16 protein-coding genes are annotated in these 18,441 nt (G+C 69.9%); 6 read left to right on the top strand and 10 right to left on the bottom strand.

From position 1 onward, the window contains the following. Positions 1-52 precede the first annotated feature (52 nt). From ACQEXA_RS14620 to ACQEXA_RS14600, 5 genes are all read left to right on the top strand, one after another. Entirely contained in the window at positions 53-1,282 is a 1,230-nt protein-coding gene (locus ACQEXA_RS14620) for a glycosyltransferase (protein WP_433130256.1), read from the top strand. Further along, the gene (locus tag ACQEXA_RS14615; protein ID WP_433130254.1) at positions 1,279-3,087 is read left to right on the top strand and encodes a right-handed parallel beta-helix repeat-containing protein; all 1,809 of its coding nucleotides are present in this window, start codon (positions 1,279-1,281) and stop codon (positions 3,085-3,087) included. The genes ACQEXA_RS14620 and ACQEXA_RS14615 overlap by 4 nt, the downstream gene beginning before the upstream one ends. Before the next feature lie 264 nt (positions 3,088-3,351). Further along, a complete protein-coding gene (locus tag ACQEXA_RS14610; RefSeq protein ID WP_433130252.1) occupies positions 3,352-5,466 on the top strand; it encodes a right-handed parallel beta-helix repeat-containing protein in 2,115 nt (704 codons plus the stop codon). Next, positions 5,459-6,331, top strand: coding sequence for a polysaccharide lyase (locus ACQEXA_RS14605; RefSeq protein WP_433130250.1), 873 nt, complete (start codon positions 5,459-5,461; stop codon positions 6,329-6,331). The genes ACQEXA_RS14610 and ACQEXA_RS14605 overlap by 8 nt, the downstream gene beginning before the upstream one ends. A 26-nt stretch (positions 6,332-6,357) precedes the next feature. Further along, entirely contained in the window at positions 6,358-6,507 is a 150-nt protein-coding gene (locus ACQEXA_RS14600; protein WP_433130248.1) for a hypothetical protein, read from the top strand. Between the two features lie 111 nt (positions 6,508-6,618). Here ACQEXA_RS14600 and ACQEXA_RS14595 read toward each other — a convergent pair whose 3' ends face one another. The 4 genes from ACQEXA_RS14595 to ACQEXA_RS14580 form a co-directional block, all read right to left on the bottom strand. Then, positions 6,619-8,016 carry an IS1380 family transposase gene (locus ACQEXA_RS14595; protein WP_433130246.1) on the bottom strand — a complete coding sequence of 466 codons (1,398 nt, stop codon included), beginning with the start codon at positions 8,014-8,016 and terminating at the stop codon, positions 6,619-6,621. Positions 8,017-8,138: 122 nt separating this feature from the next. Further along, positions 8,139-8,873: an SIR2 family NAD-dependent protein deacylase gene (locus tag ACQEXA_RS14590; RefSeq protein WP_433130244.1), complete on the bottom strand. Its 735-nt coding sequence runs from the start codon at positions 8,871-8,873 to the stop codon at positions 8,139-8,141. A 70-nt stretch (positions 8,874-8,943) separates the two neighbouring features. Further along, positions 8,944-9,435, bottom strand: a complete 492-nt coding sequence (locus ACQEXA_RS14585; RefSeq protein ID WP_432934446.1) for an NUDIX domain-containing protein — start codon at positions 9,433-9,435, stop codon at positions 8,944-8,946. A gap of 58 nt (positions 9,436-9,493) precedes the next feature. Continuing rightward, entirely contained in the window at positions 9,494-10,564 is a 1,071-nt protein-coding gene (locus ACQEXA_RS14580) for an ADP-ribosylglycohydrolase family protein (protein WP_432934448.1), read from the bottom strand. Between the two features lie 140 nt (positions 10,565-10,704). Here ACQEXA_RS14580 and ACQEXA_RS14575 point away from each other — a divergent pair, with 140 nt between their 5' ends. After that, positions 10,705-11,871, top strand: a complete 1,167-nt coding sequence (locus ACQEXA_RS14575; protein WP_432934450.1) for a glycerate kinase — start codon at positions 10,705-10,707, stop codon at positions 11,869-11,871. Between the two features lie 117 nt (positions 11,872-11,988). Here ACQEXA_RS14575 and pssA read toward each other — a convergent pair whose 3' ends face one another. The 6 genes from pssA to ACQEXA_RS14545 form a co-directional block, all read right to left on the bottom strand. Further along, positions 11,989-12,810, bottom strand: coding sequence for a CDP-diacylglycerol--serine O-phosphatidyltransferase (gene pssA, locus ACQEXA_RS14570; protein ID WP_433134559.1), 822 nt, complete (start codon positions 12,808-12,810; stop codon positions 11,989-11,991). Positions 12,811-12,832: 22 nt separating this feature from the next. Beyond that, complete coding sequence (locus ACQEXA_RS14565) at positions 12,833-13,489, bottom strand: phosphatidylserine decarboxylase (protein WP_432939673.1); 657 nt, start codon at positions 13,487-13,489, stop codon at positions 12,833-12,835. A 170-nt stretch (positions 13,490-13,659) separates the two neighbouring features. After that, the gene (locus ACQEXA_RS14560) at positions 13,660-14,865 is read right to left on the bottom strand and encodes an acyl-CoA dehydrogenase family protein (protein ID WP_359398179.1); all 1,206 of its coding nucleotides are present in this window, start codon (positions 14,863-14,865) and stop codon (positions 13,660-13,662) included. Then, positions 14,865-15,377, bottom strand: a complete 513-nt coding sequence (locus ACQEXA_RS14555) for a MaoC family dehydratase (protein ID WP_359398178.1) — start codon at positions 15,375-15,377, stop codon at positions 14,865-14,867. Before ACQEXA_RS14555 ends, ACQEXA_RS14560 begins: the two co-directional genes overlap by 1 nt. Before the next feature lie 5 nt (positions 15,378-15,382). Continuing rightward, a complete protein-coding gene (locus ACQEXA_RS14550; protein ID WP_359398176.1) occupies positions 15,383-16,348 on the bottom strand; it encodes an HpcH/HpaI aldolase/citrate lyase family protein in 966 nt (321 codons plus the stop codon). Further along, on the bottom strand, positions 16,345-18,429 hold the full coding sequence (locus ACQEXA_RS14545) for a protein meaA (RefSeq protein ID WP_433130242.1): 2,085 nt from the start codon (positions 18,427-18,429) through the stop codon (positions 16,345-16,347). Before ACQEXA_RS14545 ends, ACQEXA_RS14550 begins: the two co-directional genes overlap by 4 nt. Between the last annotated feature and the right edge of the window lie 12 nt (positions 18,430-18,441).

The following is an 18,441-nucleotide window of genomic DNA, read 5'->3' as shown; positions in this document are numbered from 1 at the left end:
AGCGCGGCGGCGGAGGCCGTCAGACACCTGTGGCATTCAACGGAACAGGCCCATGAGCGGATTCTTCGACACCACCTTGCTGGACTTTCGGTACTACCTCGTCTATCTGCCGCTGGGCATTCTCGGGCTGGTCCGCTGGACCTGCTGGCTCGTACGGCGCGCGCCTGCGGCTCTCTATCAGCCCGTGAAGAAGGACTACTCCCTTCCGCTCAGCATCGTCGTGCCGGTGTACCAGGAGGACCCGGAGATCTTCGCCCACGCGATCGAGTCGTGGCTGGCGAACGAGGTGGCGGAGGTCGTCCTGGTCATCGACGTCACCGACAAGGCCTGCCAGGACATCGCGGCGCGCTATCCCGTCACGGTCGTCGTCACCGACGTGCCCGGCAAGCGCGACGCCCTGCGCAGGGGGTGGGAGGCGTGCTCCACCGACCTGGTGGCGCTGGTCGACTCGGACACCATCTGGGCGCACGACGTGGCCAGGGAGGTCTGCAAGCCCTTCGCCGACCCCCGGGTCGGTGGGGTGGGGACCCGTCAGAACGTCTACAACCCCAAGGGCTTCCTGCAGCGGGTCAACGACATGTACCTGGACTACCGGTACTTCGACGAGAACGCCGCGCAGACCGTCATGGGCCGCGCCGTCTCGTGCCTGTCCGGGCGCACCGCCGTCTACCGGCGCGAACTGCTGCTGGAGATCTCCGACGACTTCATGGAGGAGACGTTCTGGGGCGTCCCCTGTATGTCGGGCGACGACAAGCGGCTGACCGCGTTGATCCTGGAGCGCGGTCACCTCACCTACATGCAGCGCTCCGCCCGCGTGTGGTCGACCTTCCCCGGCACGCTGCGGATCTTCATCAAGCAGCGGCTGCGCTGGGCCCGCAACACCTGGCGCTCCGACCTGAGGGCGCTGTCGCGTCGCTGGGTCTGGCGGCACCCCTTCCTCGCCTACACCATGATCGACAAGGGGGTCAGCAGCTTCACCCTGCTGCTCTCGCCGTTCTTCATGACCTGGGCGATCATCCGCCAGGACTGGTTCTTCGTCGCCTGTCTGGCCGGTTGGTGGTGGGCGAGCCGGTCGATGAAGATCCTGCCGCACCTGGTGCGCAAGCCGTCCTCGTTCTTCCTGGTGCCCGGCTTCGTCCTGATCTCCTTCGTGATGGCGGTGGTCAAGCTCTGCGCCCTCGCCACCATCCGCAAGCAGCGCTGGCTGACGCGGCAGGTGTCGGTGGAGAACGGCGTCGTCGTCCGGACGGCGCAGCCCGTCGGGGCGGAAGCCGCCGCATGAGGACCGTCCACCGTTTCGCGCGCGCCGCTCTCGCCGCGGCCGCCCTGCTGGTCGCCGTCGCGCCCGTCGCCCACGCCGCGGGCGCAGCCGCGCCCGACCCGGACGTCGCTGCCTGGCAGCGCAGCGGTCGCCCGGACCGGCTCATGGTGGTCAGGCCCGGTACGGTCACGCTGGTCAGCCACGGTTCCGGCGTGAAACGGCTGAACTCGCAGTACGGACCGCTCGCGCTCAGCTGGCTGGCGGCCAACGCCGGCCGCGACTGGATCGGTTACGCACCGGTGAAGGCGGGTGAGCCGAAGACCGTGAGGATCAACACGGCCGTCCTGCTCACTCCCGGCACCACCCTGCAGATGGGCCGCCTCACGCCCACCGTACTGATGACCGCTGGGAAGACCGCCGCGTCCGGCACCTGGATCAGCGGCAGCCGGGCCAACCTCGACATCGACGGCGTCACCCTGGCCTCCGCGGCCGCGGACGGGACCAGCCTGGCCCCCGCGGACACGGCCGGACGTCCGTACCTCGCCATGGGTGCGGAGGGCCGCATGACGATCACCGACACCAAAGTGATCGGCTTCGGCCGGGCGGGCAACGTCCCGGCCCGGGAGTCCGGGGTCACCTGGGGCCGGGTCGGCACCGGCTCCGCCACCGGCTCGACGTTCGAGGGCGACCGCACCGGCCTGCGGCTGACCGGGTCGACCGGCGTGACCCTCGACAGGGTCACCGTCAAGAACGCCGCCCAGGACGGCGTCGTACTGGACGGCGACCGGGGCACCACCGTACGGGGCCTGACCGTCGAGGGCAGCGGCGGCAACGGTGTGACTGTCGGCGGCACCGACCGCCGCAGCCTGTCCGGCGTCACCACCAAGGGCAGCCACGGCACCGGTATCAAGGCCACCGCCCAGCACGGCCTGACCCTCACCGCGACCGCCTCGCACCACGACGCCCACGACGGTGTCCGGTTGATCTCCTGCGTCTCCTGCACCCTCGACAGGACCGTGGTGGACGGCGGGGCTTCCGCGATCAGCGTCTCGGGTCCGGGCGCCCGGGTGGCCGTACGCGGGGCCCGGCTGGCCGGCGGCAACGGCGGCGCGGGGGTGTCGCTCGCCGCGGACATCGCCAGTGCCACCGTCACCGGCGGCACCGTCACCGGCTTCGAACGGGGCCTTGCGATCGGTGGCTCCGGTGTCCGGGTGACCGGCACCACGGTCACCGGCGCGGGCACCGGCGTCGCGGTCTACGGGCACGCCCGGCAGGTCGCGCTGGACGGCGTCGTCGTCCGCGGCGGTCGCGTCGGGTTCACCGCCTCCGGGACCACCAGGGACGTCATCCTGACCGACGTCCGGGTGAGCGGTGCCTCCCGCAAGGGCCTCGCCTCCGCCTCCCCGGGCCTCACGGTCACCGGGGGTTCCGTCTCCGGCGCCACCACGGCCATCGACCTCGGCGCCTCCGCCCGGCTGCAGACGCTGGACGTCAGCGGTGCCCGGCGCGGAGTGCACCTGGCCGCGGGGGTGCACGCCCGCGGCCAGGGCCTGGACATCCTCGCCGAGCGCAAGGGCATCGAGGCGGACTCGGGTGCGTGGATCAGCATCACGGACTCGTGGGTGCGCGCTCCCATCGCCCTCTCGGGGGAGGGCACGATCAAGCGGCTCGGGCGCACGGAGGTGACGCTGCCGCCGTTCCCCTGGCTCGGGTTCGCGGCGCTGGTCGCGCTCACTCTGGCCGTCGTGCTGCAGACCGTCCACCAGGTCCGCCACCGCAGGACACCGCGGCCCCAGGCGGCGGTCCACGTGCGGAACACCGCATGACCCGCGAGAGCAGGGCGGGCCGGTGACCGGGACGGACCGGATACCGGCCCGCGCACCCGACTCCGACCCGCCAAAGGACCTGGCGTGGCCGCCGCCATACGACCGGCTGCGGACGGCCGGCTGCGGACGGACAAACGCACCACCCAGTCGGATACGGCGCGTACCACCGGACGGCCGGGGACTTCCCGCGCGCCCCGCCCGTCCGCACCGCAACAAGCACCTCCGCCGTTCAGTGCCAAGCGGCGGATACGTCAGGAGCCTCGCATGAACGACCAGCCACTCAAACCGGGCGCGACCGCCCCGAGCGGCCGGCCTCGGGCGGGTCACCCGCCGGTCCTTTTCGCCCGGCGGGCCGGGAGCGGTACTCCCGCGGGCCGCCGCGCCAGCCGCCTCGGCGTCGCCATCACGGTCCTCGCACTGCTGACCGGCCCCCTGGTGCTGTCCGGCGGCACGGCCCGGGCCGTCTCGTGCTCCGGCCAGGTCCGCTACGCCAGCAGCACCAACACCATCTACCTGACCTCCGGCACCGCGAGCCTGTCCGACATCGACGCCCTCTGCCCGTCCGCGCCCCTCGCCGAGACGGACCCCAGGACCAACACCTGGGAACTGAGCGCGGACCTGGTGGTCCAGAACGGCGCCACCCTCGAACTGCACGGCACGTCGGGCGGCGGCGACGTCGGCACCCTTCGGCTGCGCAGCCTGTCGGACAATGTCGCCACGCATGTCAGCGCCATCACCGCGCAGTACGGCGACATCGACATCGACGATGTGCACATCACCTCGTGGGACGACGCGGCCGGCGCCCCCGACACCAACCCGTACCTGCCCGCCGGCGCCCCGTCCGGCTCACGGGCGCGCGCGTTCATCCGGGCCATCTCGTTCCTCGACGCCGACGGGACGCCCCGCGAGTCGCGGATGGACATCAAGGACAGCGGCATCGGCTACCTGGGCTCCCACGACGCCGAGAGCTACGGCGTGTCCTACAAGGGCCGCGGCTGCGACTCCACCCACCTGGACGTGTGCGCCGCGCTGAACGTCTACGGCTCGCAGACCGACAGCCGGTTCCACCACAACTTCATGGGGACGTACACGTTCAACGCGTACGGCATGACCTTCACCGGCAACGAGTACGACCACAACGTCATGTACGGGCTCGACCCGCACGACGACTCCGACCACCTGACGATCACGCACAACCATGCGCACGACAACGGCGACCACGGGATCATCTGCTCGCAGCGGTGCGACCACTTGGAGATCGCCTACAACGAGGTCGACCACAACGGCATTCCGCCGTACACGCCGGTCGGCGACGACGACCCGTCGGACAACCAGATCCACGGAATCATGATCCATCGCGGTGTCACGGACGCCGTCATCGAGAACAACTACGTCCACGACCAGCCCAACGGAGCCGGCATCGCGGTCTTCGACAGCAGTGGCGACACGATCCGGAACAACACCGTCACGGGCGCGAAGTACGGCCTGCGCTACAGCGTCGGCTCCACGGGCATCAGCACCACCGGCAACACGGTGACCAACAGCAGCCAGTACGCGGTCTTCACCTACCAGGGCTCGGACGTCCCGGCGTACACCAACAGCACCGGGCGGCCGACCGGCCTGACCTTCACCGGCAACACCTTCGACACCACTTCCAGCAACGCGGTCAAGCTGAACCAGACCGACGGGACGGTGTTCTCCGGCAATACCTTCAGCGACCCGTTCTCCTCCGGTGTGCTGACGCAGTGGAGCACGGGCACGGTGTTCTCCGGCAACACCCTGCCCGCCTCGCTGACGTACTCGGTGACGGGGGACTCCACCACCCCGGGCAGCATGACGTTCAAGGACATCGAGCAGTCCACGAAGGTGGCCGTGGACTCCGTCAGTTCGGCGTCGTTCACCGGCTCCACCTGCACCGTCTACAGGGCGAGCGGCTACCCGGCCCTCACCACCACGCTCGCCCCCTCCGCAACGGGCAGCACGGCGAGGCTGACCGCGGCCACCGTGGGCACCTCCCCGGTGACCGTCACCCCGCAGTCGGTCGCGGTGGTGCCCGCGAGCGGTACCGCCACCGGCCGCGTGCCCAGCGGCGCCGGAGCCTACGAGGTCCTGGTGGCGCCCGGCACCTCCGGCGCAGACCTAGCCTTCACCGCCACCGGGCTGACCGCCGGCGCCCCGTACGCGCTGACCGCGGACGGCACCACGCTCGCCACCGGCACGGCCTCCGCCGACGGCACCCTCACCCTGCACACGGTGCCGAGTACGACGCAAGAGGCGGACTACCGGGTGGTGAGCGCGAGCGAGCGGACCTTGAGTGCGCTTGAGCCACAGATCGACAGTGACACAAACCGGGAGACGGGGAGCGGCGGCAGTGCGTAGACGGCAGTTCATCACGGCCTCGGGGGCCGCCATGATCGGTACGGGGCTTGCCGCGTGCTCCGGCCCGGGGACCGGCACGTCCGGCTCCCCGGGCCGCTCCACCGCCTCGGCCACCCCGTTGAGCCAAGACCCGGCAGCCGTGGCCCGCTTCTTCGGCCCCCGGCTCACGGCACGCCCCAACGGCTCGTTCGGTCTCTCCCGCGCCGAGCTGCTGCCGGGAAGCCACCCGGCGCTGGGCAGTCTGCTGCGGGTGCACTACCCGGCACGCTCCGCCAGCCCCACCGTGGCGCGGCAGTACGGCCGGCCCGAGGGAGGGACACAGCTCTACCTGCCGCTGCTGTCCGGCCCCGTCGACTCCCTCCACCTTCGCTACTACGTGCGGTTCCCGGACGACTTCGACTTCGTCAAAGGCGGCAAGCTGCCCGGCCTGTACGGCGGGACGGTGACCGGCGGCCGCCACATCCCCGACGGCGAGGACGGGCTGTCCACCCGCTACATGTGGCGCCCGCACGGTGTCGCCGAGGTCTACGCCTACCTGCCGACGTCGGTCGCCCACGGCACCTCGCTCGGCCGTGGCTCCTGGGACTGGCCGCTCGGCCGCTGGGCGTGCGTCGAACAGGCCGTACGCCTCAACCGGCCCGGCCGCTTCGACGGAACCGTGACCGTCTTCGTCGACGGCCGACAAGTGATGAGCCGAGGCGGTCTGGAATTCCGTACCACCGGTCGGCTGGGCATCGACGGGGTGTTCTTCTCGACCTTCTTCGGCGGCAGCGACCCGAGCTGGGCGACGCCGCGTTCGCAATACGCCGACTTCGCGGCGTTCGCCGTGTCCGACCGGCCGATCGACCCGCTTCCCGACGTCTGAACCTTTCGTCCTAGGAGGGACCCACCATGACCACCGCGCATGACACGGCTCTCGCCATCACCGGCTGGGGCGGATCGCACGTCCGGCAGGCCGTCATCCTCGCCGGAGGGCAGGCCAGCAGGCTTAGCCTTGATCCACCGACGTGGCCTGGAATGGATCTTCTGACCGGTTTTTGAGCGGTTTTCGGGTCGGTGTCTGTGTCTGGGCAGGTGGTATCCGCTGGTCTGCTCAGCTTTTCCACGGTTCGGTTCCGGTCGGGCCCTGGCGGGCGGGGTGGGCAGGGACTGTCAGCCGGGTTCGGGCGGGGCGTGGATGGTGTCGAAGAGGTGTGTCCAGGCGTGCTGCCAGCGCCAGTTGTGCGGGAGGTGCAGGGTGATGCGCCGGGCGGAGCGGGCGAGGCGGGCCGGGACGTGGATCAGGTGGGCGCGGAGGGTGGCGGTGGTGGCCTTGGCGTGGAAGGCGGAGGTCAGTGCGCCGGTGGCCCGCAGGAGGTTGTAGGCCATGGCCCACAGGGTCAGCCAGGCGGCGTTGGCGTGGAAGTGCGCGGACGGCAGGTGGGCCATGGCAGAGGCTTTGCTGTCGGCGATGACCTGCTCGATGACGGCGTGGTGGCGGTGTTCCCGCTCCGCCTGGAGCGTCGGAGCGGGGTTGTCGGTGAAGAACGGGTGGTAGCGCCAGGCGGGGAAGAGTTCGCCCTGCTCGGCGATGGTGGCGGGTTTGGCCAGGTCGCGGACCCGGCGCACGATCAGCCGGGCGGTGACCCGCTCCGTCTTCTTGCGGCTGGCGAACGCGGTGTAGGCGGGTATCTCGGCGACTTCGGCGTCCGAGATGAGTTCCCCCGTCTCGGGGTCGGGCACCGCGGTCGGGTAGGTGATCTGCCGCCATGCCTGGTCGGGGATGGCGAGGATGGCCCGCTTGATGGAGGGGTTCATGCCGGCGGTGATCGAGAAGTGGGCGCCGGCCCGGCGGCAGGCGGCGATCACCCCGGCGTTGTAGAACTGGGAGTCCGCCCGCAGGACGCGGGTGCCGGTGCACCCGGCCTCCGCGGCGGTAGCCAGGGCCTCACTGACGAACTTCGGGGCGCCGCGGGAGTCGGCTGCCTTGCCGCGGCGCATCCGCACCCCGGCGATCACCGGCCGGGACTGTGGAGTGCAGATCGTGGCCAGCAGTGGGTGCAGGGTGCGGATGCCTTTGAACCGGCCGTACTCGGCGCCTTGCTTGGTGCGGCCGTATACGCGTTTGTGGGTGGAGTCGACATCGATGAACGCCATCTGGTCGGCCCCGGGCAGCAGTGGGGTATGCGCGGCCAGCGCACCCAGGAACCTCCTGTGTACGGCGTGGAGTTGGAGGGCATGGCCGTGGGTGAACGCGCGCAGGAACGTGCCGAGCGTGGAGGGGGCACGAATGCCGCCGAACATGGTCGGCATCGCACCGTGCCGCAGGACGTCGAGGTCGTCGATGCTGTCCGCACCCGCGACCATCCCGGCCACAATGCTGGTGACCTTCGCGTCCGCCGCCGCACCCGCGCCGTTCGTCACCCCGGTCAACTTGACCTTCTCCGTCACCAGTCGCGGCAGACCACACCGCTCGGCCAGCCGCATCACCGGGACCAGCCCGGCATACGCGATCAGATTCGGATCATCGAACGCAGCGGAGACCGCCGCTGGCGTATGGGAAACTTGCATCTCGGAAGTGCCTTGCTGATTGTGCGTGCTGGAAGCGTGAAGAACTCCCATCATCGCAGGTCACAAGGCACTTCTTCATTTTCCCAAGCGTCATCCACAGGCATCGGTCGGTGGATCGAGGCTTAGTCACCCTCGGTGCTCAGTTGCCGTAGAAGCTCGGGCAGCGCGGTCCCGATCGGCTCGCGGACGATCTCGTCGGCGCGGTCGTCGTACGGTGTCGGCTCGGCGTTGACGATGATCAGGCGGGCTCCGTGGTCGGTCGCCACGCCCGCGAGTCCGGCGGCGGGTTGCACCTGCAGGCTGCTGCCGACGGCGATGAACACCTGGCAGGCCTTGGTGATGGCGACGGCCTCGCCGAGCACGACCGGGTCGAGTCGTTCACCGAACATCACGGTGGCCGATTTGAGGATGCCGCCGCAGTTCAGGCAGGGCGGGTCCTCCTCGCCGGCTTCGACGCGGGCGATGGCGTCCTCCATGGGGCCGCGGGCATGACAGTTCGTGCACACGAAGCTGCGGGCGCTGCCGTGCAGTTCCAGGACCTTGCGGGCGGGCATGCCGGCGAGCTGGTGGAGTCCGTCCACGTTCTGCGTGATGACCCGCACGGGGACCCCGGAGTGCTCCAGCTCGGCCACGGCCCGGTGCGCGGCATTGGGCTCGGCCTTGAGTGTGCGGTTCTTGCGCCGCATCTGCCAGGAGCGCCGCCGGATCTCGGGATCGCCCATGTAGTACTCGTACGTCACGAGCTTCTCCGCCCCGGGATCCTTCCGCCACAGCCCGTTGGGCCCGCGATAATCGGGGATCCCGGAATCCGTCGAGATACCGGCACCACTGAGGATCGCGACGAGGGGCTTGGCCATGGGAACGAGCGTAGGGCGGACCGCCGCGGGGCGGCGAACGGATATCGGCGCTCCGTGGAGGAAGGGCGGGTCAGCCGACCCGGTGGCCGTTCTCCAGTTCCGCTGTGCCCGAGCCGGCGGCGAGGACGTCCAGTGCGACCAGCACACGGCGGCCCAGGGTGCCGGACAGATACTCGGTCAGTTCCTCGCGCGGCACGAGACGCCAGGACAGCAGCTCCTCTTCCTGCAGGCGGATCGCCTTGAGAGCCTCCTCGTCGAGGACTCCGCCGTCGTAGAGGTACGCCACCAGCGGCGGGTGTCCCGTGAAGTGCACCCAGTCCACAGCGAGCAGCCGGCCGAGCTCGACGTCGAGACCGATCTCCTCCAGCGTCTCGCGGTGCGCGCCCTGGCGCGGGGTCTCGCCGTCGTCCGACTCGACAGTGCCGCCCGGCAGCGCCCAGCCCTCGCGGTAGTTGGGCTCGACGAGCAGCACCCGCCCCGCGCCGTCCTGGAACAGTGCGGCGGCCCCGGCGAGGACGCGGGGGAGGCCCGCGATGTATGTGGCGAAGTCTGGAGTGCTCATTCATGAAGCGTATCGAGTCGTTGCGGGCGTCCCACCCGGTCCCCCGACGGCCCGCGGCTCACCGCGATTCCGCGTGCGCGAGGCGCAGCGTCCGGTCCGCCAGTTCGCTGATACTCACGCAGTCGAAGCCGAAGACCGCACTGCGCACCGTGTCCTCCAGGGGGTCCTTCCATTGCGCGGGGATCGCCTGCGCCCCGGTGAGGACTCCGGCGACCGAGCCGGCGGTGGCGCCGTTGGAGTCGGTGTCCAGGCCGCCCCGGACGGTCAGCGCGATCGTGCGGGTGAAGTCGCCGTCGCCGTACAGAAGCCCGGCCGTGAGCACGGCGGCGTTCGGGACGGTGTGGATCCAGCCGAGCCCGGCCGTCTCCTCGGCGACCGTGTCGAGCGTCTCCTCCCAGCTCAGCCGGGTCTCGTGGAGCGAGACGACCCGGCGCACGGTGCGGGCGAGTCGGCTGCCGGCCGGGATCACGGTCAGCGCGGAGTCCAGCGCGTGCCGGACCGTGGGCGCGGTGAACGCCGCCGAGATCAGCGCGGCCGCCCACATCGCGCCGTACACGCCGTTGCCGGTGTGGGACAGGACGGCGTCCCGGCGCGCCAGCGAGGCGGCCTGGTACGGGACGCCGGGGCGGGTCCAGCCGTAGACGTCGGCGCGGATCAGGGCGCCGATCCACTCCTGGTAGGGGTTGTCGTACGTGGCCGTGAGCGGGGGTTTCAGCCCGTTGGCGAGGTTGCGGTAGGCGGCCCGCTCGGCCGTGAACGTCTGCAGATACGGCAGCCGCAGCAGCCACAGGTCGCCCACCTGCTCGGTGCTGAAGCCGAAGCCGTGCGTCTCGAGCAGGTCGAGGCCGAGGATCGCGTAGTCGACGTCGTCGTCGCGGCAGCTCCCGTGGATGCGGCCGCGTACACACTGCCGCCACTCCGGCCGCAACTCGAAGCCGTCGCTCTCGGTGGCGGGCTCCGGCAGGTAGTCGGTGAGCGGCAGGGCGGAGGCCTGCCGCAGATAGCGGTCGATGCGCTCCCGCGTCCACAGGTCGCCCTGCTCGACCGGTTTGCCGAGCATGTTGCCCGCGATCCGGCCGAGCCAGCCTCCGAGGATGCGGTCGTCGAGCTCGATGCCCTCAGGGGTCATGGCTGAAGGTCTACCCATTTCCACAGGTCCTTGCGCGGGGTCCCGAGGGCCGGACGGGGCGTGGCGGCCGGCGCGTCCGTTGGTTAGGGTCGCAGCGGCGCGACTGCCTTGACATGCGCAAGGCTCGAAGAGTAAGGGGAATGCGGGTGGCGGACGCTGCTGTGAAGGGCACTCGAGCGGCACATCGGGTGCTCATCGCCGCTGACAAGTTCAAGGGCTCGCTGACGGCCGTACAGGTCGCGGAGCGGGTCGCGACGGGGCTGCGCAGAGTGGTGCCGGGGCTGGAGATCGAGGCGCTGCCCGTGGCCGACGGGGGCGACGGCACCGTGGACGCGGCCGTCGCGGCCGGGTTCGAGCGGCGTGAGGTACGGGTCGCGGGCCCGCTCGGCCATGAGGTGACGGCCGCGTTCGCGCTGCGCGGCGACACCGCGGTCGTGGAGATGGCCGAGGCCAGCGGGCTGCAGCGGCTGCCGACCGGGGTCTACGCGCCGCTGACCGCGTCCACGTACGGCTCCGGGGAACTGCTGCGCGCCGCGCTCGACGCCGGCGCGCGCACGGTCGTGTTCGGGGTCGGCGGCAGCGCGACGACGGACGGGGGCGCGGGGATGCTGTCCGCGCTCGGGGCGCGGTTCCTGGACGCGGACGGGGAGCCGGTGACGCCGGGCGGCGGCGGACTGGCCGCCCTCGCCCGTGCCGATCTGTCCGGGCTTGACCCGCGGCTGTCCTCGGTGGACCTGGTGCTGGCGAGCGACGTCGACAATCCGCTGACCGGGCGGAAGGGTGCGGCGGCGGTCTACGGGCCACAGAAGGGTGCTTCGCCGGACGACGTGGCGGTGCTGGACGCGGCGCTCGCGCACTACGCCAAGGTGCTGGGCGAGGCGACGGGTCCCGGGACGGCGGAGTACGCCGCCTCGCCGGGGGCCGGGGCCGCGGGCGGTATCGGGTACGGGGCGCTGGTGCTGGGCGCGCGTTTCCGGCCCGGTATCGAGGTCATGCTGGACGTCCTGGGCTTCGCTCCGGCGCTCGAGCGGGCCTCGCTGGTGATCACGGGCGAGGGATCGCTGGACCGGCAGACGCTGCACGGCAAGGCGCCGGCGGGGGTCGCGGCGGCTGCCCGGGCGGCCGGCAAGGAGGTGGTCGCGGTGTGCGGCCGGCTGGCCCTGCCCAGGGAGGCGCTGGCGGGGGCCGGGATCCGGCGCGCGTACCCGCTGACCGAGGTGGAACCGGATGTCGCGAGGTGCATCGCGGATGCGGGACCGATCCTGGAGCGGGTGGCGGAGCGGATCGCGCGCGACTTCCTGAGCTGAGCCGAGCCCGGAGGGGCCCCGGCCCTCGCTGGGGGCGACCGCTTCCGGGCGCGGCCGCAAAGCGAAGGGCCCCGAACCCATCCGGGTCCGGGGCCCTCGCACACGACGAGCGCAGTGTTACGGGAGCTGCGCCGCACGCGCCTCTCGGCGGTTGTCGCGGAAGTTGTTCACGCGGCGAGCGGTCGCGAAGAGCGGGATGACAGCCCCCATGACCAGCTGCAGCGCGCAGCCCGTCTGGAGCAGGAGCTGGCCGCTCGGCGCATCGAAGGCCCAGGCCACCAGAAGGCCCATCGACAGCACGATCCAGGTCAGCATGGCCACCGCGAGACGGCCGCGCGGCTTCGGGTACTCCACCCGGCTCACCATCAGCCACGCCGTGCCCAGGATCGCCAGGAGCGTGGCGAAGAAGGGCAGCTCCAGTAGGACGATGGAGACCACCGTGAGCGCACCGAACGGTGAGGGCATGCCCTGGAACATGCCGTTCGTCGGAGTCACGCACGAGAAGCGCGCGAGCCGAAGCACGACCGCGAGCAGCACCACGATCGCCCCGACCGCGGCCACTCTCTGGTGCGCGTCGTCGGCGACCATGCCGTAGACCAGGACGAAGTAGGCCGGAGCCAGACCGAAGCTGATCAGATCGGAGAGGTTGTCGAGTTCGGCGCCCATGGGGGAGGAGCGCAGCTTCCTTGCCACCAGGCCGTCGAACAGGTCGAAGACCGCGGCGCAGAGCATGAGGATCACGGCCGTGGCAGCGCTGTGCCGGGCCATGCCCGCCGACTGGTCGTCACCCGTCAGATGCGGGATCAGGATGCCCGTGGTGGTGAAGTACACCGCCATGAACCCACAGGTGGCGTTGCCCAGGGTGAGGGTGTCCGCTATCGAGAGGCGGAGTGAGAGCGGCATCTCCTCCTCGTCGGACACCTCGTCGGCCTCCGGCACCCAGTCGGACTTGGTATCGGGATCAATCACGGTCAAGACGAGTCACCCCAGCCACGGTCTTCTGCCCGACCTCGACCGCGACCTCCACGCCCTCGGGCAAGTAGAGGTCGACGCGCGAGCCGAAGCGGATCAGACCGATGCGGTCGCCCTGCTCGACCTTCGTGCCCTGCGGGATGTAGGGGACGATACGGCGGGCCACCGCGCCGGCGATCTGGATCATCTCGATGTCGCCGAGTTCGGTGTCAAAGTGCCAGACTACGCGCTCGTTGTTCTCGCTCTCCTTGTTGAAAGCGGGAACAAAGCCGCCGGGGACATGCTCGACCGACGTGACGGTGCCGGCCAGCGGCGCGCGGTTCACGTGGACGTTGAGCGGGCTCATGAAGATCGCGACGCGGGTTCGTCCGTCCTTCCACGGCATGATGCTCTGCACCACACCGTCGGCGGGCGAGATGACCCGGCCCTGAGCGATCTCGCGCTCGGGGTCGCGGAAGAACCACAGCATGCCCGCCGCGAGGGCGGTGGCGGGCACGGCCACGGCCCTGGCAGCGCCGGAGCGGCGTGCACGGGCCAGGCTGAGCGCTGCGGTGGCAACGGTCGGGAGAAGCCACGGCGATGCTCCGCGCGCGAGGCGTACGCTGACAAGGCTGTCGCGTGGTGCAGAGGTTTGGCTGTGGGGCATGGATGACCTTCGTAGCGGATGATGCCGCGCTTCAACGGGGGACGGCGGCTTTCCGGCGATCGTACCGGTCGCGGACCGTAACTCGGCAAGCCAGGAAGCCGAGTCGGCGGCCGAAGGAGGTTGACGGGGTGTGATCTTCTTCGCGAAGAAAACACCCCGTATCGGGATATCTAGCCCTGGAGTCGATACTCTTCGAGCAGTCGGCGGCCGATGATCATTTTCTGGATCTCGGCGGTACCCTCGCCGATCAGCAGCATCGGGGCCTCGCGGTAGAGCCTCTCGATCTCGTACTCCTTCGAGAAGCCGTAGCCGCCGTGGATCCGGAAGGCGTCCTCCACGACCTCCTTGCAGTACTCGGAGGCCAGGTACTTCGCCATGCCCGCCTCGAGGTCGTTTCGCTCCCCGGAGTCCTTTTTGCGTGCCGCGTTCACCATCATGGCATGCGCGGCCTCGACCTTGGTGGCCATTTCCGCCAGTTTGAACTGAATGGCCTGGTGCTGGGCGATCGGCTTGCCGAAGGTGTGCCGCTGCTGGGCGTACGCGACGCCGAGCTCGAAGGCACGCTGGGCGACGCCGCAACCACGGGCCGCGACGTTCACCCGGCCGACCTCGACGCCGTCCATCATTTGGTAAAACCCGCGGCCGGTGACCCCGCCGAGCACCCGGTCGGCCGGAATGCGCAGTCCGTCCATGATCAGTTCCGTGGTGTCGACACCCTTGTAACCCATCTTGTCGATCTTGCCGGGGATGGTGAGGCCGGGGCGGACCTCGCCGAAGCCGGGCTCCTTCTCGACCAGGAAGGTCGTCATCGACTTGTGGGGCGCGGTGCCCTCGGGGTGTCCTTCGTCACTCCGGACGAGCACGGCGACGAGCGTGGACGTGCCGCCGTTCGTCAGCCACATCTTCTGGCCGTTCAGGACGTACTCGTCGCCGTCCTTCACCGCCTTGGACGTGATCGCCGACACATCGGAACCGAGGCCCGGCTCGGACATCGAGAAGGCGCCGCGGATCTCGCCGAGGGCCATCTTCGGCAGGAAGTGGGCCTTCTGCTCCTCGGTGCCGTGCTGCTTGAGCATGTACGCCACGATGAAGTGCGTGTTGATGATGCCGGAGACCGACATCCAGCCGCGGGCGATCTCCTCCACGCACAGTGCGTAGGTCAGCAGCGACTCGCCCAGGCCCCCGTACTCCTCGGGGATCATCAGACCGAACAGGCCCAGCTCCTTGAGGCCGTCGACGATCTGCTGCGGGTACTCGTCGCGGTGCTCCAGCTCGGTCGCGACCGGGATGATCTCCTTGTCCACGAAGTCGCGGACGGTGGAGAGGATCTCCTGCTGGACGTCTGTCAGACCGTGGGTCTGGGCGAGGCGGCTCATCACTTCTCCTGGGACTTGAGCTCCGGGCGGCCGGGCTGCTCGCCGCCGCGCTCCTTGATGTACGTCTCGGTGGGGACCATCACCTTGCGGCGGAACACGCACACCAGCGTGCCGTCCTGCTTGTAGCCCTTGGTCTCGACGTGGACGATGCCGCGGTCGTTCTTCGACTTCGACGGCCACTTGTCCAGCACGGTGGTCTCGCCGTAGATCGTGTCGCCGTGGAACGTCGGCGCCACGTGCTTGAGCGACTCGATCTCCAGGTTGGCGATCGCCTTGCCGGAGATGTCCGGGACCGACATGCCGAGCAGCAGCGAGTAGATGTAGTTGCCGACGACGACGTTCTGACCGAAGTCCGTCGTCTTCTCCGCATAGTTCGTGTCCATGTGGAGCGGGTGGTGGTTCATGGTGAGGAGACAGAACAGGTGGTCGTCGTACTCCGTGACCGTCTTGCCCGGCCAGTGCTTGTACGTCGCCCCGACCTCGAACTCCTCGTAGGTGCGTCCGAACTGCATGGCGCTCAGGCCTCCGGGATCTCGAACGTGCTGGTGCGCCGCATGCCGGCGGCGCGTCCCTTGCCCGCGATGACCAGGGCCATCTTGCGGCTGGCCTCGTCGATCATCTCGTCGCCGAGCATCGCCGAACCCTTCTTGCCGCCCGCCTCGGACGTGTAGTAGTCGTACGCGTCCAGGATCAGCTCGGCGTGGTCGTAGTCCTCCTGGGCCGGCGAGAACACCTCGTTGGCGGCGTCCACCTGACCCGGGTGGAGCACCCACTTGCCGTCGAAGCCCAGCGCGGCGGCACGACCCGCCACCTCGCGGAAGCCGTCGACGTTGCGGATCTGCAGGTAGGGGCCGTCGATCGCCTGGAGGTTGTTGGCGCGGGCGGCCATCAGGATCTTCATCAGGATGTAGTGGTAGGCGTCCGCCGGGTAGCCGGGCGGCTGCTCGCCCACGACCAGCGACTTCATGTTGATCGACGCCATGAAGTCGGCCGGGCCGAAGATGATCGTCTCGATACGCGAGGAGGCCTGGGCGATCTCATTGACGTTGTTGAGGCCCTGAGCGTTCTCGATCTGCGCCTCGATGCCGATCCGGCCGACCTCGAAGCCCATGGTCTTCTCGATCTGGGTCAGCAGCAGGTCGAGCGCCACGATCTGCTGGGCGTCCTGCACCTTCGGCAGCATGATGCAGTCCAGGTTCGGACCCGCGCCCTCGACCACCGTCACGACGTCGCGGTACGTCCACTCGGTCGTCCAGTCGTTGACCCGCACGACCCGCGTCTTGCCCGTCCAGTCGCCCTCGTTGAGGAACTTGACGATGGTGTGCCGCGCCTCGGGCTTGGCCAGCGGCGCGCACGCGTCCTCCAGGTCGAGGAAGACCTGGTCGGCGGGGAGGCCCTGCGCCTTCTCCAGGAAGCGGGGGTTCGAGCCCGGTACCGCCAGGCAGGAGCGCCGCGGACGAAGGCGGTTGACAGGGGTGGTCATGCGGGGACCTCCAGGGGGTCGAGCTTGTTCGCTTTCCGGATCTCGTCGACGATACGGCCGATGATTCCGGTGATGTCGAAGTCCTTCGGGGTGAAGACCGCGGCCACTCCAGCGGCCCTGAGCTGCTCGGCGTCGGCGCTGGGAATGATTCCGCCCGCGATCACCGGAATGTCGGTGGCGCCGGCCTCGCGCAGCCGGTCCAGCACGTCCGGCACCAACTGCGCGTGGGAGCCGGAGAGGATGGACAGGCCCACCGCGTGCACGTCCTCCGCGAGGGCGGCGTCCACTATCTGTTCGGGCGTCAGCCTGATGCCCTGGTAGACCACCTCGAACCCGGCGTCGCGGGCCCGTACGGCGATCTGCTCGGCGCCGTTGGAGTGCCCGTCCAGGCCCGGCTTGCCCACCAGGAAGCGGAGCTTGCCGACGCCGAGGTCCTGGGCCGTCAGATCCACCTTGCGGCGCACCTGGGCCAGCGCCGTGCCCTCCTCGGCGGCCACCGCGACCGGGGCGGACGACACGCCGGTCGGTGCGCGGAACTCGCCGAACACCTCGCGCAGGGCGCCGGCCCACTCCCCGGTCGTGACCCCGGCGCGGGCACACTCCAGGGTGGCCTCCATCAGGTTCTCGCTGCCCTTGGCCGCCTCCTTCAGCCGCTCCAGCGCCTTGCAGGGGCGGGGGTGGTTGAACGGCGGCTGGTAGCGGGTGTCGCGCCAGTGCTGGAGGGAGGCGATGACGCGTGCCTCGACCGCCGGGTCGACCGTCTGGATCGCGGTGTCCAGGTCGGCCGTCAGCGGGTTGGGCTCGGTCGTCTCGAAGATGTTGACGCCGATGATCTTCTCCTGGCCGCCCTCGATACGAGCCCTGCGCTCGGCGTGCGAGGCGACGAGCTGCGACTTGAGGTAGCCCGACTCGACGGCGGCCATCGCGCCGCCCATCTCCTGGATCCGCTCGATCTCGGCGAACGACTGCTCGACCAGTTCGCCGACCTTGGCCTCGATGACCTTCGAGCCCTCGAAGATGTCCTCGTACTCCAGCAGGTCGCTCTCGTGCGCGAGTACCTGCTGGATGCGCAGCGACCACTGCTGGTCCCAGGGCCGGGGCAGGCCCAGCGCCTCGTTCCAGGCCGGCAGCTGCACGGCACGCGCGCGTGCGTCCTTGGAGAGGGTCACCGCCAGCATCTCCAGCACGATCCGCTGGACGTTGTTCTCCGGCTGCGCCTCCGTCAGGCCCAGGGAGTTGACCTGGACGCCGTAGCGGAAGCGGCGGTGCTTGGGGTCCTGGATGCCGTACCGCTCACGCGTGATCCGGTCCCAGATGCGGCCGAACGCCCGCATCTTGCACATCTCCTCGATGAAGCGGACGCCCGCGTTCACGAAGAAGGAGATACGGCCGACGACATCGCCCATGCGCTCCTGCGGCACCTGGCCGCTGTCGCGCACCGCGTCGAGGACGGCGATCGCGGTGGACATCGCGTACGCGATCTCCTGCACCGGCGTGGCGCCCGCCTCCTGCAGGTGGTAGCTGCAGATGTTGATCGGGTTCCACTTCGGGATGTGGGAGACCGTGTACGCGATCATGTCCGTCGTCAGCCGGAGCGAGGGCCCAGGCGGGAAGACATGCGTCCCGCGTGAGAGGTACTCCTTGACGATGTCGTTCTGGGTCGTGCCCTGGAGCTTGGTGATGTCCGCGCCCTGCTCCTCCGCGACGACCTGGTAGAGCGCCAGCAGCCACATGGCCGTGGCGTTGATGGTCATCGAGGTGTTCATCTGCTCCAGGGGTATGTCCTGGAACAGCCGGCGCATGTCACCGAGGTGCGCGATCGGCACGCCGACCCGGCCGACCTCGCCGCGGGCGAGGATGTGGTCGGAGTCGTAGCCGGTCTGCGTCGGCAGGTCGAACGCCACCGACAGGCCGGTCTGGCCCTTGGCGAGGTTGCGCCGGTACAGCTCGTTGGACGCCTCGGCCGTGGAGTGACCGGCGTACGTGCGCATCAGCCACGGGCGGTCCTTGCTCTTCTGGGCCTGCGGCTCTTTCGACGCCGGCGCGCCCTCGGCCGCAGGCGCTTTCTGACGCTCAGTCATCTATGACCTCCG

This window comes from Streptomyces sp. CA-106110, assembly GCF_050936285.1.
In the GTDB taxonomy this organism is placed as follows: domain Bacteria; phylum Actinomycetota; class Actinomycetes; order Streptomycetales; family Streptomycetaceae; genus Streptomyces.
Note: the sequence above shows the minus strand (reverse complement) of the source record. Positions and strands in the feature narration are given on the sequence as shown.